General features: G+C 67.2%; 15 protein-coding genes and 1 tRNA gene. 5 read left to right on the top strand and 11 right to left on the bottom strand.

What is annotated here, in order from left to right:
• Positions 1-38: 38 nt before the first annotated feature.
• Positions 39-1217 (bottom strand): NAD(P)/FAD-dependent oxidoreductase, encoded by a 1179-nt coding sequence (locus OC550_RS12595; protein ID WP_262106105.1) that lies wholly within the window; start codon positions 1215-1217, stop codon positions 39-41.
• Between the two features lie 307 nt (positions 1218-1524).
• Between OC550_RS12595 and OC550_RS12600 the strand changes: the two genes are divergently transcribed.
• Genes OC550_RS12600 through OC550_RS12610 form a run of 3 tightly spaced genes read left to right on the top strand, consistent with a single transcriptional unit; the run spans position 1525 to position 6320 of the window.
• Positions 1525-1875, top strand: coding sequence for a bifunctional 3-phenylpropionate/cinnamic acid dioxygenase ferredoxin subunit (locus OC550_RS12600; protein ID WP_262106106.1), 351 nt, complete (start codon positions 1525-1527; stop codon positions 1873-1875).
• A 32-nt stretch (positions 1876-1907) separates the two neighbouring features.
• On the top strand, positions 1908-3782 hold the full coding sequence (locus OC550_RS12605) for a BCCT family transporter (protein ID WP_262106107.1): 1875 nt from the start codon (positions 1908-1910) through the stop codon (positions 3780-3782).
• Positions 3783-3839: 57 nt separating this feature from the next.
• Positions 3840-6320, top strand: a complete 2481-nt coding sequence (locus OC550_RS12610; RefSeq protein ID WP_262106108.1) for an FAD-dependent oxidoreductase — start codon at positions 3840-3842, stop codon at positions 6318-6320.
• Between the two features lie 121 nt (positions 6321-6441).
• Here OC550_RS12610 and fdhA read toward each other — a convergent pair whose 3' ends face one another.
• The 7 genes from fdhA to pcrA all read right to left on the bottom strand — a co-directional run bounded on the left by fdhA (position 6442) and on the right by pcrA (position 15780).
• Entirely contained in the window at positions 6442-7656 is a 1215-nt protein-coding gene (fdhA, locus tag OC550_RS12615) for a formaldehyde dehydrogenase, glutathione-independent (RefSeq protein WP_262106109.1), read from the bottom strand.
• A 77-nt stretch (positions 7657-7733) separates the two neighbouring features.
• Entirely contained in the window at positions 7734-8519 is a 786-nt protein-coding gene (locus OC550_RS12620) for an MIP/aquaporin family protein (protein ID WP_262106110.1), read from the bottom strand.
• Positions 8520-8635: 116 nt separating this feature from the next.
• A complete protein-coding gene (locus OC550_RS12625; RefSeq protein WP_262106111.1) occupies positions 8636-9691 on the bottom strand; it encodes a zinc-dependent alcohol dehydrogenase family protein in 1056 nt (351 codons plus the stop codon).
• Positions 9692-9920: 229 nt separating this feature from the next.
• Complete coding sequence (gene sucD, locus OC550_RS12630) at positions 9921-10856, bottom strand: succinate--CoA ligase subunit alpha (RefSeq protein WP_262106112.1); 936 nt, start codon at positions 10854-10856, stop codon at positions 9921-9923.
• Between the two features lie 20 nt (positions 10857-10876).
• Positions 10877-12040, bottom strand: coding sequence for an ADP-forming succinate--CoA ligase subunit beta (sucC, locus tag OC550_RS12635; RefSeq protein ID WP_262106113.1), 1164 nt, complete (start codon positions 12038-12040; stop codon positions 10877-10879).
• 233 nt (positions 12041-12273) lie between these two features.
• Positions 12274-13281, bottom strand: a complete 1008-nt coding sequence (locus tag OC550_RS12640) for a mechanosensitive ion channel family protein (protein ID WP_262106114.1) — start codon at positions 13279-13281, stop codon at positions 12274-12276.
• A gap of 132 nt (positions 13282-13413) precedes the next feature.
• Positions 13414-15780 (bottom strand): DNA helicase PcrA, encoded by a 2367-nt coding sequence (pcrA, locus tag OC550_RS12645; RefSeq protein ID WP_262106115.1) that lies wholly within the window; start codon positions 15778-15780, stop codon positions 13414-13416.
• Positions 15781-15919: 139 nt separating this feature from the next.
• Between pcrA and OC550_RS12650 the strand changes: the two genes are divergently transcribed.
• Positions 15920-16579, top strand: coding sequence for a hypothetical protein (locus OC550_RS12650; protein WP_262106116.1), 660 nt, complete (start codon positions 15920-15922; stop codon positions 16577-16579).
• Positions 16580-16596: 17 nt separating this feature from the next.
• Positions 16597-16669: transfer RNA gene (locus OC550_RS12655), tRNA-Arg, on the top strand.
• 464 nt (positions 16670-17133) lie between these two features.
• Here OC550_RS12655 and OC550_RS12660 read toward each other — a convergent pair.
• From OC550_RS12660 to OC550_RS12670, 3 genes are all read right to left on the bottom strand, one after another.
• Positions 17134-18363: an ROK family transcriptional regulator gene (locus OC550_RS12660; protein ID WP_262106117.1), complete on the bottom strand. Its 1230-nt coding sequence runs from the start codon at positions 18361-18363 to the stop codon at positions 17134-17136.
• 108 nt (positions 18364-18471) lie between these two features.
• Entirely contained in the window at positions 18472-20352 is a 1881-nt protein-coding gene (locus OC550_RS12665; protein ID WP_262106118.1) for an ABC transporter ATP-binding protein, read from the bottom strand.
• A gap of 139 nt (positions 20353-20491) precedes the next feature.
• Positions 20492-22801 (bottom strand): FdhF/YdeP family oxidoreductase, encoded by a 2310-nt coding sequence (locus OC550_RS12670; protein WP_262106119.1) that lies wholly within the window; start codon positions 22799-22801, stop codon positions 20492-20494.
• Positions 22802-22813 lie beyond the last annotated feature (12 nt).

The raw sequence follows: 22813 nt of genomic DNA on the forward strand, positions 1-22813 counted from the left end.
TGTGACGGTCGGTGGCGAAAGGACGGGCCGGACTGAGGTCAGGCGGCGACGGAATCGGTCGCGACTGAAGTGCTGAGGGTGCGGCGCCACTTGGTGAAGAGCCGCGGCTGGTTCATGCCAAGAACCGCCACCGGCTCCTCGCCGCGGTAGTAGAGCGCCAGGACGTTATGTTCCCGGGGATCGCCGGCTTCGATGGACACGTGGTCGGCTCCGGCGGCGTTGCCCGCGAACTGCAGCTTCACTCCGTACTGGTCGGACCAGAAGTAGGGAGCCTTGATTGGCCGGGCCGCTGGCCTGTCCAGCAGGGCGGCCACGGCGACCTCGGGATGCTCCGTGGCGGTGGTCCAATGCTCCACCCGGCGATGGGCTCCCAGCCGCGAGTCGAACCAGGCCGCGCAATCGCCGACGGCCACGATTCCGGGCACGTTGGTCCGGCCGGCGGCATCGCAGACGATGCCGTTGCCGGTTTCCACTCCGGAGCCCGCAAGCCAGCCGGTGTTCGGGATGGCACCGATGCCGACCAGCACGAGGTCTGCCGGGACGTAGCGGCCGTCCGTCAGCCGCAGTCCGGTGACTGTCCCTTCTCCGCTATAGAAGAGGTCGATGCCCGTACCGCAGATCAGTTCCACGCCGTTGAGGCCGTGGAGCCCTCCGACGACGGCTCCCATCTCTTTGCCCAGCGGACCGCTGAGTGGAGTGGGCTGCGCCTCGATGACGGTGACTTCCAGGCCAAGGGACTTCGCCGTGGAGGCTACCTCGGCTCCGATGAAGCCTGCTCCGACGACAACCAGCCGGCGGCCCGGCTGCAGTTCCTCGCCCAGCAGCTGGGCGTCCGCCAGGGTGCGCAGGCTGAAGACGTTGGCCAGGCCGGCCAACTCCGGCAGAGTGCGGGCGGACGCGCCGGTAGCCAGGACAATCCCGTCCGCGGAGAGGCTTTCGCCGTTGGCCAGAGTGACGGTGCGGGAATCACCATCCAGGCGGACCGCACGGCTGCCTACTAGCCACTCTGCCTGCAGGTCCTCCCCTGCGGTCTCCAGGGCAAGGTCATCGGTGGTGATCCTGCCGGCCAGGAAGTCCTTGGACAGTGGGGGACGGTCGTAGGGGCGGTGCTCTTCGTCGCCGATCATGATGAGCCTGCCGGTGAACCCCTGGGCACGGGCCGCGCGTGCGGCGGAGAGCCCTGAGAGGGAGGCTCCGACCACTGCGAGAGTCTGCATAGATTGCCCTTTCAGACAGATGGAAAAGGGTGCTCCCTTTGGCGGGAGCGGGGTGAGGCTTGATATCGCGCCATTGGCAACTTGTGTCGCCATGTGAAACAGCATGAAGCCGCCCGGAAGTCCTGTCAAGACTTTTTATGACCGGTTCCAGCATCACTGGCAATAGGGAGATTGTTTACCTCGCCGCAACAAAAAACCCTTGACAGTGACCCACCCCACACCGCATGGTGTTGCCTATTGTGAACAACGTTGTTCATAACGGAACTACAGCTCACGGCAGATCGTGGCAGACGAAAGGTCGCAGCCGATGCACAAAGCTTGTCCGCTCAAGGACCTCGCCCCGGGAGACGCCCTGCGCCTCGATACCGCCCCACCCATCGCCGTCTTCCATACGGAGGAGGGCGAGCTTTTCGCCATTGACGACACCTGCACCCACCAGGACGCCTCGCTGGCCGACGGCTGGGTTGAGGGCTGCGAAGTCGAGTGCCCGCTGCATGCCTCCAAGTTCGACCTGCGCACCGGGCAGGTCGACTCTCCCCCGGCCAAGCTGCCGGTCCGGGTACATAAGGTATCGGTCGTCGACGGCGACATCATGGTCGAGGAATCCGCTGAGGCTCCGAACCTCCCGCCTGGCCTGACCGTCGACGGCCACGCCTGAGTCCTCTCCCCCGATATACAAAGGAACCGTTCATGGCAATCAACAGCGACGTCACCGTCGGCCAAAGCAACGTACCTCCCGTTGGCCCGGATACGGAACCGGAGCTCGCTCCGGTCGAAGAGGACCGGCAGATCCTCCAGGCCCTGCGAGAGAGCAAAACCGAGCAGGCTGCGACGCGTCGCCGGCTGTTCGGCAGGGAGGGCCTCGACAAGGTCACCTTCGGGGTGACGGGTCTGCTAACCCTGGCATTTGTCATCTGGGGGTTTTCCGGCAAGGAGAACTTCGCGGCCACGTCCCAGGTAATGCTGGACTGGGTCATGGAAAATACCGGTTGGCTTTTCGTCGCGGTGGCTTCGCTGTTCGTGGTCTACGTGTTGTGGCTGGCCCTGAGCCGCTTTGGTAATATCCCGCTGGGCAGGGACGGCGAAAAGCCCGAGTACTCCATGGTCTCCTGGATCTCGATGATGTTTGCCGCAGGTATGGGCATCGGCCTGATGTTCTACGGTGTGGCAGAACCGCTCTACCACTACATCTCCCCGCCGCCGGGCACGGTCGACGGCCAGACGCCTGCGGCCGTCCAATCGGCCATGGCGACTTCCATCTTCCACTGGACCCTGCACCCATGGGCCATGTACGCGGTAGTGGGCGCTGCCATGGCCTACGGAACCTACAGGCTTGGCCGCAGACAGCTCATCTCAGCAACCTTCACGTCGCTCTTCGGAATCCGGAGGGTGGAAGGTCCGCTCGGCAAGGTCATCAACATGCTGGCCATTTTCGCCACGCTCTTCGGTACCGCGGCATCCCTCGGACTCGGGGCCCTGCAGATCGGCAGTGGCATGGCTTCCAACGGCTGGATCGGCGGCCAACTGGCCACGCCCGTTCTTGTCGTCATCGTTGCCGTCCTTACCGCCTGCTTCATCGCCTCGGCCGTCTCCGGGATCAGCCGCGGCATCCAGTGGCTCTCCAACATCAACATGGTCCTGGCCGTGGTCCTTGCCATCATTGTCTTCGTGGCCGGGCCGACGCTCTTCATCCTGAACCTGATCCCGGCGGCCGTCGGCGACTATGCCCGGGACCTGGCCGAGATGGCCTCCCGCACGGAGGCCGTGGGTGACGACGCGCTGCGCACGTGGATGTCCGGCTGGACCATCTTCTACTGGGCGTGGTGGGTGTCCTGGACGCCCTTCGTTGGCATGTTCATTGCCCGGATCAGCCGCGGCCGCACCATCCGACAGTTCGTCACGGGTGTGCTGCTGGTGCCGAGCATCGTCAGCGTGATCTGGTTCGGCGTCTTCGGCGGCGCCGCTATCAATATCCAGTCCGCGGCCGACGCTACTCCGGCCGCGGGAGACGGACTCGCCACCATCGTCGACGGCACGCCCACCATTTCCTTCGACAGCGCGCTCTTCGATCTGCTGCATCACCTGCCGCTGTCCAATGGCATCGCCGGCGCGGTCTCGATTCTCGCCATGGTTCTGGTGGCCATCTTCTTCGTCACAGGCGCCGACGCGGCCTCCATTGTGATGGGTTCGCTCAGTTCCAATGGCACGGAGGAACCACGCCGGGGCGTGGTCATTTTCTGGGGCGCCCTCACCGGTGCGGTCGCCGCGGTTATGCTGCTGGCCGGCGGCGACCAACCTGCCGAAGCCCTCAGCGGCCTGCAACGGGTCACCATCGTGTCGGCGCTGCCATTCGTGCTGGTGATGTCCCTCATGTGCTTCGCCCTGGTCAAGGACCTGCGCCGCGACCCGCTTGCCCTGCGCAAGCGGCTGGCCGACTCGGTGGTGGAGCGTGCCATCCGCTCCGGTGTGGACCAGCACCGGGGCGTGCGCTTCGACCTTGTCACCAAACACGAGTGCGACGGCGAATGTCCGGACGGCGAGCGCTGCCCGGCGAGTACCAGCTAACGCCCCCGGATGCCCGCGTCCGCTTTTTAGACCAAGACGTTACTTAGGAGAACACCCATGACCTCACCTCGCGTCGTCATCATCGGAGCCGGCATCGTCGGCGCCAACCTCGCCGACGAGCTCGCCACACGCGGCTGGAACAATGTCACGGTGCTCGAGCAGGGTCCGCTGCACCTGGCCGGCGGTTCCACCTCGCACGCCCCCGGCCTGGTTTTCCAGACCAACGCCTCCAAGACGATGACCGAATTCGCCAGCTACACCGTCGACAAGCTGCTGTCGCTGAGCAAGGACGGCCAGTCGTGCTTCTGGCAGCTCGGCGGCCTGGAGGTAGCCACCACCGAGGAGCGGCTCGAGGACCTCAAGCGCAAGCTCGGCTATGCCACGTCCTGGGGCGTGGAGGGCCGGCTGGTCGACCCGGACGAGTGCGAGAAGCATTACCCGCTGCTGGACCGCGACCGCGTCCTCGGCGCGCTCTACGTCCCGTCCGACGGACTGGCCCAGGCCGCCCGCGCCGTCCAGCTGCTGATCGAGCGGGCGTCCGCGGCCGGCGTTGTCTTCCGCGGTTCCACCGCGGTCACCGGGATTCGCGAGGAGGGCGGGCGGGTCGCCGCAGTGCTGACGGACGACGGCGAGGTGCCGGCCGACATCGTTGTCTCCTGCGCAGGTTTCTGGGGCCCGAAGATCGGCGCCATGGTTGGCATGGACGTTCCGCTGCTGCCGCTGGCGCACCAGTATGTGAAGACCACGCCGGTGCCCGAACTGGCCGGCCGGAACGAGCTGCCCAACGGCGCCCGGCTGCCGATCCTGCGGCACCAGGACGCGGACCTGTACTACCGCGAGCACGGCGAGCGCATCGGCATCGGCTCGTACGCGCACCGGCCCATGCCCGTGGATCTGGACGAGCTGCCCGTCTTCACCGCGGAGCAGATGTCCGAGCACCGGATGCCGTCGCGGCTGGACTTCACGTCGGAAGACTTCGAGCCCTCGTGGGAAGAGAGCCAGCGGTTGCTGCCGATGCTGCGAGGTGCCCGGATCGAGGACGGGTTCAACGGCATCTTCTCCTTCACCCCGGACGGCGGGCCGCTGATCGGCGAGTCCCCCGACGTCAAGGGCTTCTACCTGGCCGAGGCCGTCTGGGTCACCCACTCGGCCGGCGTCGCGAAGGCGGTGGCGGAACTGCTGGTGGAGGGCCGTTCCCGGACGGACCTGCACGAATGCGAGGCCACGCGCTTCGAGGACGTGCAGCGCTCCGAGGCCTACGTCAGCGAAACCTCGCAGCAGAACTTCGTGGAAATCTACGACGTGCTGCACCCGCTGCAGCCGAAGGAGTCCCCGCGCAACCTGCGCACCAGCCCCTTCTTCCCGCGGCAGCAGGAACTGGGCGCATTCTTCCTCGAATCCGGCGGTTGGGAGCGGCCGCATTGGTACGAAGCGAACGCCGGCCTGCTCGAGGAACTGCCCGCCGCCTGGCAGCCGCCGGAGCGCGACAACTGGTCCGCCCGCTTCCACTCCCCTATCGCCGCCGCCGAAGCGTGGAAGACGCGCACCGCCGTCGCACTCTACGATATGACCCCCTTGAAGCGTGTGGAGGTCTCCGGCCCCGGCGCGCTGGACCTGCTGCAGCGGCTGAGCACCGGGCAGATCAATAAGAAGCCCGGCGCGGTCACGTACTGCCTGCTGCTCGACGAGGCAGGCGGGGTACGCAGCGACATCACGGTGGCGCGGCTTGGCGCCGAACGGTTCCAGGCCGGCATCAACAACAACGTCGACTTCGAGTACCTGCGCCGCGAGGCGGCCGAGCAGAGCGCGGCGGACGCCACCCGCTGGGTCCAGGTGCACGACATCACTGCCGGCACCGCCTGCATCGGCCTCTGGGGGCCGCTGGCGCGCGAGGTCATCTCGAAGGTCAGCGACGACGACTTCAGCAACGACTCGCTGAAGTACTTCCGCACCGCGCAGGTCCGGATTGCAGGCCTGAGCGTCACCGCGATGCGGTTGTCCTATGTGGGAGAGCTCGGCTGGGAGCTCTACACGACGGCGGACCAGGGCCTGCGGCTGTGGGACGCGCTGTTCGAGGCCGGGCAGGAGCACGGCATCATCGCCGCCGGGCGCGCGGCGTTCAACAGCCTCCGGCTGGAGAAGGGCTACCGGCTGTGGGGACACGAGGTCACTGCCGAACACCGCCCCGAGGAGGCCGGCCTGGGCTTCGCGGTCAAGGCGGACAAGGGGCCGTTCGTCGGCTCCGAGGCGCTGGCGGTCCCGCAGGAATCCGGGCGGCGGCTGCGCTGCCTGACTATCGACGACGGCCGTTCCGTTGTGCTCGGCAAGGAGCCGGTGTACTTCCAGGCCAGGCCCGCCGGCTATGTCACCAGCGCCGCGTTCGGCCACACCATCGGCAAGCCGATCGCCTATGCCTGGCTGCCGGCCGATGCGGTGGAGGGCGAGAAGGTGGAGATCGAGTACTTCGGCCGCCGGATTGCCGCCACGGTGACCGCCGAGCCGCTGGTCGATCCGGGCATGGAGCGGCTGAGAGGCTGATTCCTTCGCCGGCCCAGCCGATGAGTGCAAAAGGGAGGGGCACAGTCCGCCGTTCGCTGCGGGCCGTGCCCCTCGTTTGCGCGGCCCGGGCCTGCTACGCCCCGGCCGCCCGTACCATCGCCTAGGCAGGAACCATCCCGTGCGGGTCGATCACGTACTTCTTCGCCGCTCCCTGGTCGAATTCCCGGTAGCCCTGGGGCGCGTCGTCCAGGCTGATTGTGGTGGCGTTCACGGCCTTGGAGATGTCCGCCTTGCCGGCCAAGATCAGGTTCATCAGCTTGCGGTTGTACCGCTTCACCGGGCACTGTCCCGTGGTGAACGAGAGCGACTTGGCCCAGCCGGTCCCCAGATTCACGCCGATCTGGCCGACCTTTGCGTTCTCGTCGACGGCGCCGGGGTCCCCGGTAACGTAGAGGCCGGGAATGCCCAGCGCGCCGCCCACCTGCGTCACCGACATGACGTCGTTCAGCACCGTGGCCGGCGCCTCACCGGCGTTGGCGCCGTGCCCGCGGGCCTCAAACCCGACCGCGTCCACCGCGGCATCGACTACGGGGATGCCGAGGATCTGCTCGATCCTTTCCGGCAGCGAGCCTTCCTGACTCAGGTCGATGGTCTCGCAGCCGAAGCTTGCGGCCTGCCTCAGCCGTTCGGCGTTCAAGTCGCCGACGATGACCGCCGAGGCGCCCAGCAGCTGCGAGGAAAAAGCAGCGGCCAGTCCCACCGGCCCCGCTCCGGCGACGTAGACCGTGGAGCCTGTCGTGACGCCGGCAGTGAACGCGCCGTGATAGCCGGTGGGGAAGATGTCGGAGAGCATGGTCAGGTCCAGGATCTTCTCCAGCGCCTGGTCCCGGTCCGGGAACTTGAGCAGGTTGAAGTCGGCGTAGGGCACCATCACGTACTCGGCCTGCCCGCCGACCCACCCGCCCATGTCCACGTAGCCGTAGGCCGCGCCGGGCCTGGCCGGGTTCACATTGAGGCAGACCCCGGTCTTGCCTTCATTGCACATCCGGCAGCGGCCGCAGGCGATGTTGAACGGGACTGAGCAGATGTCGCCTTCCTTGACGAAGAGCACGTCATCGCCGGTCTCGACGACCTCGCCGGTGATCTCGTGGCCGAGCGACTGGCCGGCCGGCGCGGTGGTGCGCCCACGGACCATGTGCTGGTCGCTGCCGCAGATATTAGTCGCGACCAGCTTGAGAATCGCGGCGTGCGGGGCCTTCTGCTGGATGCCCATCTTGCTGGCTACCTCGGACGGCAGCTCGAGCTTCGGGTAGTCGATTGTCTCAACCGCTACTTCCCCGGGCCCCTTATAAACGACAACACGGTTTCCCGTCATGGTGTTTTCCTCTCGTTTCCAGTAGGCGCGAGGCCGCAGTGCCCCGCGAATCTGTTGGCTCGATTGAACGCGCCTGATTATTCGTCGTCGGAAAAATGCTTCTTGCTGTTCTCCGGTGCCACTGACGGTTTGTCCGCCCGTGGTTCGGCTTCGGGGACCTCGCGCGGGCGGACCACCAGATCGTAGACCACGGCGGCGACAATGCTGCCGATGAAAGGGCCGATGATATAGAGGGGGAACTGTGACCACTCGACCTGGCCGCCGAAGATGGACTGGACGAGATCGGGCCCGAATGTGCGGGCGGGGTTGAGCGAACCGCCGGTCAGGGGGCCGATGACCAGGATGGCTCCCGCGACGGCCAGCCCGATGATCAGGCCGGCCCAGCCCTTGGGGGCGCGCCTGTCCACCGCGACCGCCATGACGGCGAGCATGAGCAGGAAGGTTCCCAAGGCCTCGGCGACGATGCCCTGGCCGTAGGAGACTCCATCTCCCAGCGCGGTCGCGCCGCCGCCCAGGTCAACAGCCCGCGTTCCGAAGGATGCCACCAGCAGGAGGCTGCCGACGGCGGCGCCCACGAACTGGGCGATGAAGTAAGGAAGCACCTCTGCCCAGGGAAAGCGCCGCGTCACGGCCAAGGCGATCGTTACGGCCGGATTGATGTGGGAGCCGGAAACCGCCAGCAATGCGTAGATGGACACTGCGACGGCGATAGCGAACGCCAGGGCAATGAATCCAACGCCCGGGTACGTCAGCTCTCCTTGGCCCGCGGTCAGCGCCGCCAGCACGGAGCCGACGCCAAAAACTACCAGTACTGCCGTGCCAAGCACTTCTGCGGCAAGGCGTCGCATGAGAGGCGGGGTCATTTTGCACCATCCATTCGATAACGCAGAAAAAGTTACGAAAATGGAACTGGCTAGCTGGCTGCGAGTCTAGGCGGGGCCATTGGAATGAGTCAATGGGTAGAAGGGCACAACCGCGCTCAGGGCTTCAGCAACACCTTGATGGCACGGCGCTCATCCATAGCCCGGTAGGCTTCCGGCGCGTCCTCGAGCGGCATCTCGACATCGAAGACGCGGCCCGGGTCGATGGCGCCGGACAGCACGTCCTCCAGCAACTCCGGGATATAGGTCCGGGCCGGTGCCATGCCGCCGGCGACCGAGATGTTCTTGGCGAAGAGCACTCCGATCGGCAGTTCCGGTCCGGCCGCGGGCACGCCCACGTAGCCGAGGCTGCCGCCGGGCCGCGTGCAGCGCAGTGCCTGGTCCATCGATTCCTTGGTCCCGACGCATTCGAGCACCGAATCGGCCAGCACGCCACCCAGCAGCTCGCGGACCTTCTGCGCTCCGTCCCGGCCGCGTTCGGACACGATGTCGGTGGCGCCGAACTCCCGCGCCAGCGCCTGGCGGTCGGCATGCCGGGACATCGCAATGACACGCTCGGCGCCCACCCGCTTCGCCGCCAGCACCCCGCACAGCCCCACGGCGCCGTCGCCGACCACCACGACGGTCCGGCCGGGGCCCGCTTTGGCGCTCACGGCAGCATGGTGCCCCGTGGCCATCACGTCCGACAGCGTCAGCAGGCTCGCCGCCAGCGCCGCCTCCGGCTCGGTGACGCCGGGTACGCGGACCAGAGTCCCGTCCGCCAACGGGACCCTGACCGCCTCGCCCTGCCCGGCGTCGACGTAGTGACCATGCTCGTCCTCCCCGCCCCAACCCGCCCGGTGGCTGCACGCCACGGTGATGCCGTTCCGGCAGGACGGGCAGTTTCCGCAGCTGACCACGAACGGCGCGATCACGAAGTCCCCCGGCGCCAGTGTGGAGACGGCGTCACCGACCTTCTCGACCACGCCGATGAACTCGTGGCCGATCGCCCGCGGTTCTTCGGTGGGACGCACCCCGCGGTACGGCCAGAGGTCGGAACCGCAGACGCACGCCGCCGTGACGCGGACCAGGGCATCGGTCGGCAGCTTCAGCTCGGGGTAGTTCCGGTCTTCCACGCGGATGTCTCCTGGTCCATGAATAACGGCAGCTCGCACGCGTCTCTCCTTCGGTCAGTGGGATGCGTCTTCAGACTAGCGCCGCCCGGCCAGCTTGCCGCGCCGCCACGTTAAAGTACGACGGCGCCCGTTCGCCTTTCCGAACGGAAGGTGAACGGGCGCCGTCGTACTCCCCTGATCCAGGAAGCAGCCGATGTCCCTTTTCGGGCGGAAAAGGGCATCAGCAGAGCAGTCGATCCGGAAGAAGGTTCCTCCAGGTGCCGCGTGCTTAGAGGTTCGAGGCCTCTTCGTGCTCGGGGTAGACCTCGCGCAGCAGGTGGGCCGTCTCGGACGGGGTCTTGCCGACCTTGACGCCTGCGGCCTCGAGGGCCTCCTTCTTTGCCTGCGCGGTGCCCGAGGAGCCGGAGACGATGGCGCCGGCGTGGCCCATGGTCTTGCCCTCGGGGGCGGTGAAGCCGGCCACGTAGCCGACGACCGGCTTGGTGACGTTCTTCTTGATGAACTCGGCCGCACGCTCCTCGGCGTCGCCGCCGATTTCGCCGATCATGACGATCGCCTTGGTGTCCGGATCCGCCTCGAACGCAGCCAGGGCGTCGATGTGCGTGGTACCGATGACCGGGTCGCCGCCGATGCCGATGGCGGTGGAGAAGCCCAGGTCGCGCAGTTCGTACATCATCTGGTAGGTCAGGGTGCCCGACTTGGAGACCAGGCCCACGCCGCCCTTGCCGGTGATATTGGCCGGGGTGATGCCGACCAGCGACTCGCCGGGGGTGATGATGCCGGGGCAGTTCGGGCCGATGATGCGGGTGACCTGCTCGCCGTTGGCGTCCTTCTTGGACTGGGCCAGGGCCCAGAACTCGGCGGAGTCCTGCACGGGCACGCCTTCGGTGATGACGACGACGAGTCCGATCTCGGCTTCGATCGCCTCGACGACGGCGTCCTTGGTGAAGGCCGGCGGAACGAAGACGATGGAGACGTCGGCGCCGGTTTCAGCCATAGCTTCCTTGACCGAGCCGAAGACGGGCAGCTCAAGCTCGGCGCCGTGCTGGTCCTTGTGCTTGACGGTGGTGCCGGCCTTGCGGGCGTTCACGCCGCCGACGATGTTGGTCCCGGCATGCAGCATGCGGGCGGTGTGCTTGGAGCCTTCGCCGCCGGTGATGCCCTGGACGATGACCTTGGAGTCCTTGTTGATGAAGATAGCCATGTTCTTTTTTTCCTCGATCCTTAGGCGTTCGCCAGCTCGGCGGCCTTGTCGGCGCCCTCATCCATGGAGGTGGCCGAGGTAACCAGCGGGTGGTTGGCCTCGCGCAGGATGCGGCGGCCCTCGTCCACGTTGTTGCCGTCGAGGCGGACAACCAGCGGCTTGGTGGCCTTGTCGCCCAGGATCTCCAGGGCCTTGACGATGCCGTTGGCGACCGCGTCGCAGGCGGTGATGCCGCCGAAGACGTTGACGAACACGCTCTTGACCTGCTCGTCGTTGAGGATCACGTCGAGGCCGTTGGCCATGACCTCGGCCGATGCGCCGCCGCCAATGTCGAGGAAGTTGGCGGGCTTGACGTTGCCGTGCCGCTCGCCGGCGTAGGCGACGACGTCCAGGGTGGACATGACCAGTCCCGCGCCGTTGCCGATGATGCCGACCTGGCCGTCCAGCTTGACGTAGTTCAGGTCCAGTTCCTTGGCACGGGCCTCGAGCGGATCCGTGGCTTCCTTGTCCTCGAGCTCGGCGTGGCCGCTCTGGCGGAAGTCAGCGTTCTCGTCCAGGGAGACCTTGCCGTCCAGGGCGATGATGTCGCCGGCGCCGGTCTTGACCAGCGGATTGACCTCGACCAGGGTGGCGTCTTCCTTCTTGAAGACGTCCCAGCACTTGATGATCGCCTCGGCGACATTCGGGCGCAGTTCCTCGGCAAAGCCGGCGGCGGCGACGATCTCGTCAGCCTTGGCCTGGTCGATGCCGACAGCGGGATCGACGGCGATGCGCGCCAGCGCTTCGGGGCGTTCGACGGCGAGCTGCTCGATCTCCATGCCGCCTTCCACCGAGCACATGGCCAGGTAGTTGCGGTTGGCCCGGTCGAGCAGGATGGAGAAGTAGTATTCCTCAGCGATGTCCGCGCCCTGCGCGATCATGACCTTCTTGACCGTGTGGCCCTTGATGTCCATACCGAGGATGTTGGAGGCGTACTCGAACGCCTCATCCGGAGTCTTCGCGACCTTGACGCCGCCGGCCTTACCGCGGCCGCCAACCTTCACCTGCGCCTTGACGACGACGACGCCGCCGATCTTTTCCGCAGCTGCCTTGGCTTCTTCGGGGGTGTACGCAACGATTCCAGCCAGCACGGGTACACCGTGTGCTTCAAAGAGATCGCGCGCCTGGTATTCATACAGGTCCACGGGTTGTGTCCTTCTACGTCGAAGTCGTTTCTGACTCGGAGCGGGTGATCCTCACCGGGCCGCCTGCAGGAGGCCCGGGCAGCGATCACGCTCCATGGGGAACTTTAGTCCCTTGGCACGAGGCGCCTGGCCTAGACTACCGTGTTTCGTGATCAAGGGCACAGTTCTATCAGTTGTAGAAATGTCACGGCTTGCGGTACGTGCCGGAACCGCTATACGCCGGGCGGGGCGGCCTAGCGCGCGGGCTGCGCGGCGCTTTCCGCGGCGTCCGCATGGCTCTCGGATCCGGCCGGAACGGTGGTGCCGCCGTCGCGGATCACGGTCTGGTTCAGCAGCGGAATCCGCAGGCCGGCGCGGTCCAGGTCCAGCTTGAGCCGGGCACGCATGGCGCGGGCCACGCCCCACTGTTCCAGCGGCTTGGTGCGGATTGCGAGCCGGATCGTGATGGATTCACCCGTGAGCGCCTCGACGCCCCAGAGCTCCGGATCGTCGAGGATCACGCGGCTGTACTCGTCGTCCTCGCGCAGTTCCTTCGCGGACCGCAGGATCAGGTCGCTGACCTTTTCGACGTCGGCGTCGTAGGGCACGGGAATGTCCAGCACAGCCCGGGCCCAGCCCTGCGAGGAGTTGCCCACACGCAGGATCTCGCCGTTGCGCACGTGCCAGAGCGTTCCGTCGACGGCGCGGACCTGGGTCACCCGCAGCCCGACGGATTCCACCGTTCCGGAGGCTTCACCGAGGTCCACGACGTCGCCGATGCCGTACTGGTCCTCGGCCACCATGAACAGGCCGGACAGGTAGTCCTTGACCAGGGTCTGGGCACCGAAACCGATGGCGACGCCCGCGATACCGGCGCTGGCCAGCAGGGGGGCGAGGTTGAAGCCGAGCTCGGTCATGACCATGAGGATGCCGATAGCGGAGATCGCCACCGTGGCGATGGAGCGCAGCACCGAGCCGATTGTCTTGGCGCGCTGGGCACGCCGGACCACGGCGATCGGGGAATCCTGCATCAGCCAGTAGCGCGGGTCCTTCTTGCCGACCTTGGCCGTTTCCAGCTTCTCCAGCTTGGCGGTTTCCCCGTCGGCGATCTTCCCCGTGGTGCGGCGGATGACGATGCGCACGGCCAGGTTCAGCAGGAACGCCCCGATGATGATGACGCTGACACGGAGCGGCTTATCCAGCCAGAAATCCAAGGAACCCATTGCCGCAACGTCGGCGCCATCCACCGCGATAAAATCCATGGTCAAAACGGTAGGGCGTTATCGGCCCGTAACCCAAATGCTCCGGCCGCTCCCGCGCCCCGCCGGACAGGCAGGGCGGTCCCCCGCCGGGAGGCTTTCCGGACTGGTTCCGGCCGACGCGGGGAAAAGCCCCTAGTCCAGCTTCGTCAGCGGCGCGTAGCGCAGCAGCAGCCGCTTCTCTCCGACGTCGAACTTGACCTTCGCCACAGTCTTGTCGCCCGCACCCTCCAGTGACAGCACGGTGCCGCTGCCGAAGCTGCTGTGGCTGACTTTGTCCCCGACGGTTAGGGCGATGACTTCCTTCTGCGGCTGGACCCGCCCCTGGCGCACGGCCGCGGGGGCCAGGGGCTGCGGGGCAACCTGCTGGCCGGAGGCGCGGCCGGCGCCCCAGTGGGATCCTCCGAAGCGGCTGGAGCCGGCGCCACTCGAGCCCACGAAGGCCGGACGCCGGGCCCCTTCCCGCTTCCACTCGATCAGCTCGGCGGGGACCTCTTCGATGAACTGGCTGGCCGGGTAGTACTGGCTCTGTCCCCACAGGCTGCGCGATTCGGACCGGGTCAGGTACAGCCGCTGGCGGGCCCGGGTCAGCCCCACATAGGCCAGCCGGCGTTCCTCCGCCAGTTCGTTCGGGTCCGCCATCGCCCGCTGGTGCGGGAACACGCCGTGCTCGAGGCCGGTGACGAAGACAACCGGGAACTCCAGGCCCTTGGCCGTGTGCAGGGTCATCAGCGTCACCACGCCCTGGTCCTTGGCGAGCTTCGCCCCCTCGTCGTCCGGCGCGTCCGGAATCTGGTCCGCGTCCGCCACGAGCGCCACCTGCTCCAGGAAGCCGCCGAGCGAGCCCTCGGGGTTGTCCCGCTCGTATTCGCGGACCACCGCGACCAGCTCGGCCAGGTTCTCCACCCGGGACTCGTCCTGCGGATCGTTGCTCTGCCGCAGGGCCGCGAGGTAGCCGGTCTGTTCCAGCACGGCTTCCAGCGCGGACGCCGGACCGGAACCGCTGGCCACCTCCGCCAGGTCATCCACCAGCTTGACGAAGCCGGCCACGCTGTTGACCGACCGGGTGGCCATTCCCGGCGCTTCCTCGGCCCGGCGCAGCGCCTCCATGAAGGAGATCCGCTCGCGTTCGGCGAGGGCCGCCACGGCGTATTCCGCGCGGTCGCCGATCCCGCGCTTGGGCTCGTTGAGGATGCGCCGGAGGTTCACCACGTCATCCGGGTTCACAAGGACCCGAAGGTAAGCCAGCGCGTCCTTGATTTCCTTGCGTTCGTAGAAGCGCGTGCCGCCGACCACCTTGTAGGGCAGTCCGACCCGGATCAGCAGGTCCTCGATGGAACGGGACTGGGCGTTGGTGCGGTAGAAGATGGCCACGTCCCCGGGCCGCACCTGCCCGGCGTCCTGCAGGCGGTCGATCTCATCCGCAATGAACCGCGCCTCGTCGTGCTCGTTCTCGCCCACGTAACCGACGATCTTGGCCCCGTCTCCCTCCGCCGTCCAGAGCCGCTTGGCGGGCCGGTCAGGGTTCCGCGAGATTACCGAGTTCGCCGCAGACAGGATGGTCTGGGTCGAGCGGTAGTTCTGCTCCAGCAGGATGGTGCGGGCGTCCGGATAGTCCTTCTCGAACTCGACGATATTGCGCACGTCCGCCCCGCGGAAGGCATAAATGGACTGATCCGAGTCTCCGACCACCGTGAGCTCCCCCGCAGGAGTGTCCGCGTCCCCGGCCCCGGTCAGTTCCCTGACGAGGACGTACTGGGCGTGGTTGGTGTCCTGGTATTCGTCCACCAGGATGTGCCGGAAACGCCTGCGGTACGAGTCCGCCACCGCAGGGAACGCCTGGAAGAGGTAGACCACCTGGGCAATCAGGTCGTCAAAGTCGAAGGCATTGGCCTGGCGCATGCGTTCCGCGTAGCCCTTGTAGACGTCCGCAACGGCCTGCTGGAACGGGTCCGAGTAGTTGGCCGTGGAGGCGTAGGACTCCTCGTCGATCAGCTCATTCTTCAACGCCGAAATCTTGTGCGCGATGGCCTTCGGCGCGAAGCGCTTCGGATCCAGGTCCAGGCCCTTCGCCACCAGCGTGATCAGCCGCAGCGTGTCCGCCGAATCATAAATGGAGAAGTTCGAGTTCAGGCCGACGTTCTTCGCTTCGCGGCGCAGGATCTTGACGCAGGAGGAGTGGAAGGTGGAAATCCACATGCTCCGGGCCCGCTCCCCCACCAAGGACTCGATCCGTTCGCGCATCTCCGCGGCGGCCTTGTTGGTGAAGGTGATAGCGAGGATCTCCCCGGGCCGGGCGCGGCGTGTCGCCAGCAGGTGGGCAATCCGGTGGCTGAGCACCCGGGTCTTGCCCGAGCCTGCGCCGGCAATGATCAGCAGCGGCGAGCCGGCATGCTTGACGGCCTCCTCCTGCTGCGGATTCAGTCCGGCCAGCAGCTCCTGCGCAGTCGGCAGGGCTGGGGCGGGCGGTGCATCGTAAGCCGGGTCTGTCAGAAAATCCATGGTCCTTTAAGTCTATTCGCCGCCACTGACAGCGGCGGACGGATCCGCTCAGGGCCAAGCCGTGCAGCGGTGCGCAGGCCGCGGCCAAGCGGCAATCACTTCCCAGCCGTAAAGGGGACGGAGCGGGGATAATGGAGCCATGTCAAAGACTCCGGCACAGCGCGCACGCAAACACGGTCCCGCCGCTGGCGCCCCCCGCCCTGGCGAGGCCGCTGCCGCAGGCGCGAGCCCCGGCGTCGTCAATCCCTCCACAGACCGCACGCCCCGGAAGGCCGCAGGCAATGCCTCCGCCATCATCATCGCCGGCGCCGTGTCCTCGGCCCTGCTGTTCGGCTACTCGTTCCTGATCGTGATGCCACAGCTGCAGCAGCTCAGTGGCGGCCTCGCGGTACCGGACACGCTGATCACGGGCTACTCCACCGACTATGCCCAGCAACTTCGCACCGCCATCGGCGCAGAGGGCGCGGAGCAGTACAACTACTGGCACAAGACGGCGGACACGATTTTCCCGCTGCTGTTCGGCTTCACCTGGCTCCTGCTGATCGGCCAGCAGCTTAAGGGCCGGGCACTGCGCTGGCTCTGCTGGGCGCCCGTCCTGCTGTACGTCATTGCGGACGTGGCGGAGAACCTGACGGTGGACGCGATGCTGGCCACGGATCCCGTGGGCGACGCCGGGTGGCCCAGCTTCCTCACAACCGCCAAATCCGTGCTGTTCGGCCTGAGCATCGCGGCCGCCCTGGTCGCCGTCTTCGCCAGGCCCCGCGGGACCCAGGCCACCGCCGCGGACCCCAACGCTTAAGCTAAACTCGATCCGTTGCCCCCGTAGCTCAGGGGATAGAGCACGGCTCTCCTAAAGCCGGTGTCGTTGGTTCGAATCCAATCGGGGGCACTTTCAGGTCGGCGACCGCGGGCCGCGGAAACATCTGTGCCCTTGCCGCAGGCATCTGTGCGCGGGCCGCAGGACACCCGCCCGCGGGTCCCGCGAACCTGCCAGGCAGGAGACTTAACTGGAGCGGCCGTCGTCTGCGCATCCCCCCACGGATGCGCAGCCGACGGCCGCTTCATGGTGCTTGACCAGGCAGAAGCCGCGACGCCCCTGAGCGGGCACCTCGGTTTCCGGACTTCCCGTTCCCGGAACCCGAGGCAGCCACAGCCTCCTGCATGGCTCAACAGCCGGCGCCCCTCCCCAGGGCCGCACCCGCTCTTGGACCGTTCATTCCAAGAGATGGCGTAGTCATACGAACACCCGCTGTTGGTATATATGTAAATCCATTTGATTTACTTAATCAAGCCCGACGGGTTAACTGCGGATGAACCTTGCGGGTTGTGACGTTATGTGGCGATTGTTACGCGTCAGTTGCCCAACAGCAGCCCGCTGGCCCTCGGCGAAAAGGCGTCGTCGAGGATCAGGCACGCCCCGCCGATCGCGCCGACCTCGGGGCCCTGGGAGGAGCCCACCACTTCCAGCCCGTGGATTTCGCGGGCGACGACCTCACGGGGCAACTCCTCTCGCAGAACCGGCAGTCCGAGCTCCGACAGCGGGTCCCAGAGCGGTCCCCCGAAGATCACCGTGTCCACGTCGAGCACGTTGACCACCTGTGCGACGGCGAAGGCGAGGTTCCGCGCGGCTCGGCGCAGGATGGAGAGCGCCTCCGGGTGGCCCGATTCCGCCAGCTGGATGAGCTCGAGGATCGCCGCGGTGGTCTCTGGCAGCTGCTGCGCATCGTGGTTCGGCGGAAAGATCCCGGCGTCGATTGCTTGGCGGATCAGCCCGGCGAAGTTGAGGCTCATGCCCACGCAGTTGCGCCGGCCGCAGCCGCACAGCGGGACCTCGTCCGGCACCGGGAAGTGGCCGATCTCGCCGATGTTGCCGGAAGAACCGCGCAGCACCTCGCCGCCGAGGGCCACGCCGGCACCCAGGCCGGTGCCGAGATAGATGAAGACGAAGTTGGCCGGGGCCTCGCGTTCACCGGCCCAGAGCTCGGCCACCACCGCCGCCGTAACGTCCTTGTCCAGCAGTACCGGCAGGTCGATCAGGCGTTCCAGCGGTTCCCGCAGCGGCACCCGGTCCCAGCCCGGCAGCATCGGCGGCGAGACCATCATGCCCTCAGGCAGGCTGATCGGGCCGGGGGCAGCCAGCCCGACACCGAGGATGCGGGCGCGGTCCAGGCCGGCCTCCTCAATCAGGCCGTTCACGGCCACGGCCATGGACTCTACGGTGCCGTCCGGTTTCGGGCCGCCGGGCATCGCGTGGCGGGCCCGCGCGACGACCTGGCCGGTGAGGTTCAGGGCCACCACGGTCATCACGGCCGGGTCAAGGTGGATGCCGATTGCGAAGCGGCTGGAAACCTCGAGCTCGAGCACCGTCCGCGGCTTGCCGGGGCCCGAGACTGTCTTCCGGTCCTCCCGCACCAGGCCTTGGTCTACCAGCCGCCGCACCACGTTCGAGATGGTCTGCGGCGACAGCCCGGTGCGTTCCACGAGCTCGACCCTGGCCACTCCGTCATGGGCGCGGCGGATCGTATCAAGGATGACCGCCTGGTTGTAGCCCCCGAGGCGGCCCAGATTGGTACCACGCTGCATGAATGAGTCCCGCTCCCAAGACCTGGTCCTGACTTTGGACAACCTATGACACTGTAAACGAACCCACCCGCCGAGAACATCCTCCGTCCGGTAGCCGAGGAACCGAGGTCAGCGCACCGGCGCCTCTTCCGTCTGGAACTGCGTGCGGTACAGCTCGGCGTACCGGCCGGCCTGCGCGAGCAGCTCCGGGTGGGTGCCCTGCTCGATGATCCGGCCGCCCTCGACCACCAGGATCTTGTCCGCGGAACGGATCGTGGACAGCCGGTGGGCAATAACGACGGCGGTGCGCCCGGCGAGTGCCTCGGTCAGGGCTGCCTGGACCGCGGCTTCGTTGGTCGAGTCCAGGGCCGCCGTCGCCTCGTCGAGGATCACGACGTGCGGCTGGGCAATCAGCAGCCGCGCAATCGTCATGCGCTGCCGCTCACCGCCGGAGAGCCGGTAGCCGCGCTCCCCGACCATGGTCTCCAGCCCGTCCGGGAGGCTGCGCACCAGCGGCTCCAGCCGGGCGCGCCGCAGCACCTCCCACAGCTCCTCGTCCGTGGCCTCCGGGCGGGCGAGGGCGAGGTTGGCCCGGATGGTGTCGTGGAAGAGATGCCCGTCCTGGGTTACCATGCCGATGGTGCCGCGTAGCGCGTCGAAGCTCAGGTCCCGCACGTCGCGTCCGGACAGCTCCACGGCCCCCTGGTCGACGTCGTAGAGCCGCGCCAGCAGGGACGCAATGGTGGACTTGCCGGCGCCGGAGGAACCCACCAGCGCCACCGTCTCCCCCGGCTCCACGCGGAAGCTGATCCCGTGCAGGACCTCCTCGCCGCCGCGGGTGTCGAGGACCGCCACCTCCTCGAGCGACGCCAGCGATACCTTGTCGGCCGAGGGGTAGGCGAACGTCACGTCCCGGAACTCCACGGTGACCGGGCCCTCCGGGACATCAACCGCATCCGGCTTCTCCTTGATCAGCGGGTCCAGGTCCAGGACCTCGAAGACCCGCTCGAAGCTCACCAGCGCCGAGGAGATTTCCACCCGCGCGTTGGCCAGGCCGGTGAGCGGGGCGTACAGGCGGGTCAGCAGCAGCGCCAGCACCACCACGTCGCCCGGATCCAGCTGGCCGACGATCGCGTAGAAGCCGCCGAGCCCGTAGACCAGCGCCAGCGCCAGCGCGGAAACGAGCGTGAGTGCCGTGACGAAGGTCCACTGCAGCACCGCCGACTTCACGCCGATGTTGCGCACCCGCTCGGCGCGGACCTTGAACTCGCGGGACTCCTCCGCGGGCCGGCCGAACAGCTTGACCAGCGTGGCGCCGGGGGCCGAGAAGCGCTCGGTCATCTGGGTGCTCATGGCCGAGTTGTGGTCCGCGGCCTCGCGCCGCATGTCGGCCAGCCGCGAACCCATCCGCCGCGCCGGCAGCAGGAAGACCGGCAGCAGGATGAGCGCCAGCAGCGTCACCTGCCACGAGGTCGTCAGCATCACGATTAGCGTCAGCACCAGGGAGACGAAGTTGCTCACCACGCCGGACAGGGTTCCGGCGAAGGCGCGCTGCGCGCCGATCACGTCATTGTTCAGCCGGCTCACCAGCGCGCCGGTCCTGGTCCGGGTGAAGAAGGCGATCGGCATCTTCTGCACATGGTCGAAGACCGCCGTGCGCAGGTCGAGGATTACGTCCTCTCCCAGGCTGGAGGAGATCCAGCGGGTCACCATGCTCAGCCCGGCATCGGCAACGGCGACGGCGGCGATGATCACCGCGAGCCAGATCACCGTGCCGACTTCGGAACGGGCCACGATGGCGTCCACTACCCGGCCGGCCAGCACCGGCGTCGCGACGGCCAGAGCGGCCGTAACGATGGACATGGCGACAAAGAAGATCAGCTTGCCCTTGTAGGGCGCGGCGAACGCCAAGGTCCGTTTGATGGTCTCCTTGGAAAAGCCGTGCTTCCCCTTGTCCGACGAATGTGACAGCCGGTAGACCGAACTCCAGGCTGCGCCTTCCATGGACATGCTGGCTCCTAACGATGGTTCTCCTGTAAGCCTAGAACCATTCGAGGCCCTCTGATGTTCCGGCCGGGGCAGCCTGTCAGCCGAGGACGGAACCCTGGGGACGGGCGGGCGCCGAACGTCCTCGCCCGTCCCCGCCGGATCAGCTCAGCTGGTCGGCCTGGTGCGGCTCGAAGCGCACCGTCATCGCCTTGAAGCCGGGCGTGTTGGATTCACGCGCCACCAGCTCCCGGTGGACCAGCGCGTTGGCTTCCGGGAAATAGGCCGCCGCGCAGCCCCGCGCCGTCGGATATGCCACCAGCCGGAACCGGTCGGCCCGCCGCTCCGTGCCGCGGAACGTGCTCACCACGTCCACGAGGTCGCGGTCCGCGAAGCCCAGGCTTTCCAGGTCCTCCGGGTGCACCAGGACCACCCGGCGTCCGTTGGAGATGCCGCGGTAGCGGTCGTCGAGCCCGTAGAACGTCGTGTTGTACTGGTCGTGGCTCCGCATGGTCTGCAGGATCAGGTGGCCCTCCGGGGCTTCGAGGTACTCCAGCGGGCTGACCGTGAAGCGTGCCCGTCCGATGTCCGTGGCGAACGAGCGGGAATCGCGCGGCGGGTTGGGCAGCACGAAGCCGTTCTTGTTGCGGATCCGCTCGTTGAAGTTCTCAAAGCCGGGCAGCACGCGGGAGATGTGGTCGCGGATGACGTCGTAGTCCTCCGCCATGGCCCGCCAGTCCACCGGGTGGTCATCGCCCAGGGCAGCCTGCGCCATGCGCGCCACAATCACCGGCTCGGCCAGCAGGTGGTCGGAGACCGGGGCGAGCCGGCCGCGGGTCGAGTGGACCACGGACATGGAGTCCTCGACGGAGAGGAACTGGGCGCCCTTGGGGTGCTTGTCGTCCGTGTCGGTCCGGCCCAGCGTGGGCAGGATGATGGAAGTGCGGCCGTGCACCACGTGGGACCGGTTGGGCTTGGTGGAGATGTGCACGGTCAGCCCGGCACGCTTCATGCCCGCTTCGAGTGCCGCCGTGTCCGCGTTGGCGAGCGCGAAGTTGCCGCCGAGCGAGACGAACACGTCCACGTTGTCCTCTTCGAACGCCTGCAGCGCCTCGGTCGAGTCGAAGCCGTGCTCGCGCGGGGACTGGATGCCGAATTCCTTGTCCAGGGCCTCGAGGAGCCATTCCTTGGGCTTCTCCCAGATGCCCATGGTGCGGTCGCCCTGGACGTTGGAGTGGCCGCGGACCGGGCAGGCACCGGCGCCGGGCTTGCCGAAGTTGCCCTGCAGGAGCAGGAGGTTGATGATCTCCTTCAGCGTGTCCACCGAATGCGGCTGCTGGGTCAGCCCCAGCGCCCAGCAGATGATGGTCGCCTTGGACTTCGCGAGGATGCCGGCGATTGCGGAGATCTCCATCCGGGAGATCCCGGTGGCCCTCTCCGTCTCTTCCCAGTCGATCTCCCGGCGGGCCTCGCGGTAGGCCTCGAAACCCTCGGTCTGCGCTTCGATGAAGGCCTTGTCGACCACCGAACCGGGGACCCGTTCCTCTTCCTCGAGCAGCAGGTGCCCGAACGCCTGGAACAGCGCCAGGTCGCCGCCGACCTTGACCTGCAGGAATTCGTCGGCGATCTGCGCGCCGCCCCGCAGCAGGCTGGCCGGATCCTGGGGATCCTTGAAGTTGAGCAGCCCGGCTTCCGGCAGCGGGTTGATGGCGACCACCTTGCCGCCGTTCTCCCGGCATTCCTTCAGCGCCGAGAGCATCCGCGGGTGGTTCGTCCCGGGATTCTGCCCGACGACGAAGATCAGTTCGGCCTCGCCCAGGTCCTCCAGCGAAACCGTGCCCTTGCCGATCCCGATGGTCGGGTTCAGCGCGGAGCCGGAGGACTCGTGGCACATGTTCGAGCAGTCCGGCAGGTTGTTCGTCCCGAGCGAGCGCGCGAAGAGCTGGTACAGGAACGCCGTCTCGTTCGCGGTCCGGCCGGAGGTGTAGAAGACGCAGCGGTCCGGCGTCGTCGACCTGATGTGCTCGCCGATGACGTTAAACGCCTCGGCCCAGGACACGGGGCTGTAGTGGGTCTCGCCCTCGCGGATCATCACCGGCTCGCTGATGCGGCCCTGGTGGCCCAGCCAGTACTCGGTCTTCGCTTCCAGCTCGGCGATCGAGTGCGCGGCCCAGAACTCCGGGCCGACGGTGCGCACGGTGTTCTCTTCCGCGATGGCCTTGGCGCCGTTCTCGCAGAACTCGGCCGGTTTGCGCGCCCCGGTGATCGATTCGGGCCAGGCGCAGCCCGGGCAGTCGAAGCCCCCGTGCTGGTTGACCCGCAGCATGGAGCGTACGGTCCGGTTCACGCCGGCTTGGGAGAATCCCCGTTCCATCGAGACCATGACGGCCTTGACCCCCGCCGCGGCGGACTTGGGGTCGTGGACTTCGAGTTCGTTCTCATTGATGTCATTTACAGGTGCAGGGCGGGCCATGCACCTAATGTA

Origin of the sequence: Arthrobacter sp. Marseille-P9274 (genome assembly GCF_946892675.1) — a bacterium.
Taxonomy (GTDB): Bacteria; Actinomycetota; Actinomycetes; order Actinomycetales; family Micrococcaceae; genus Crystallibacter.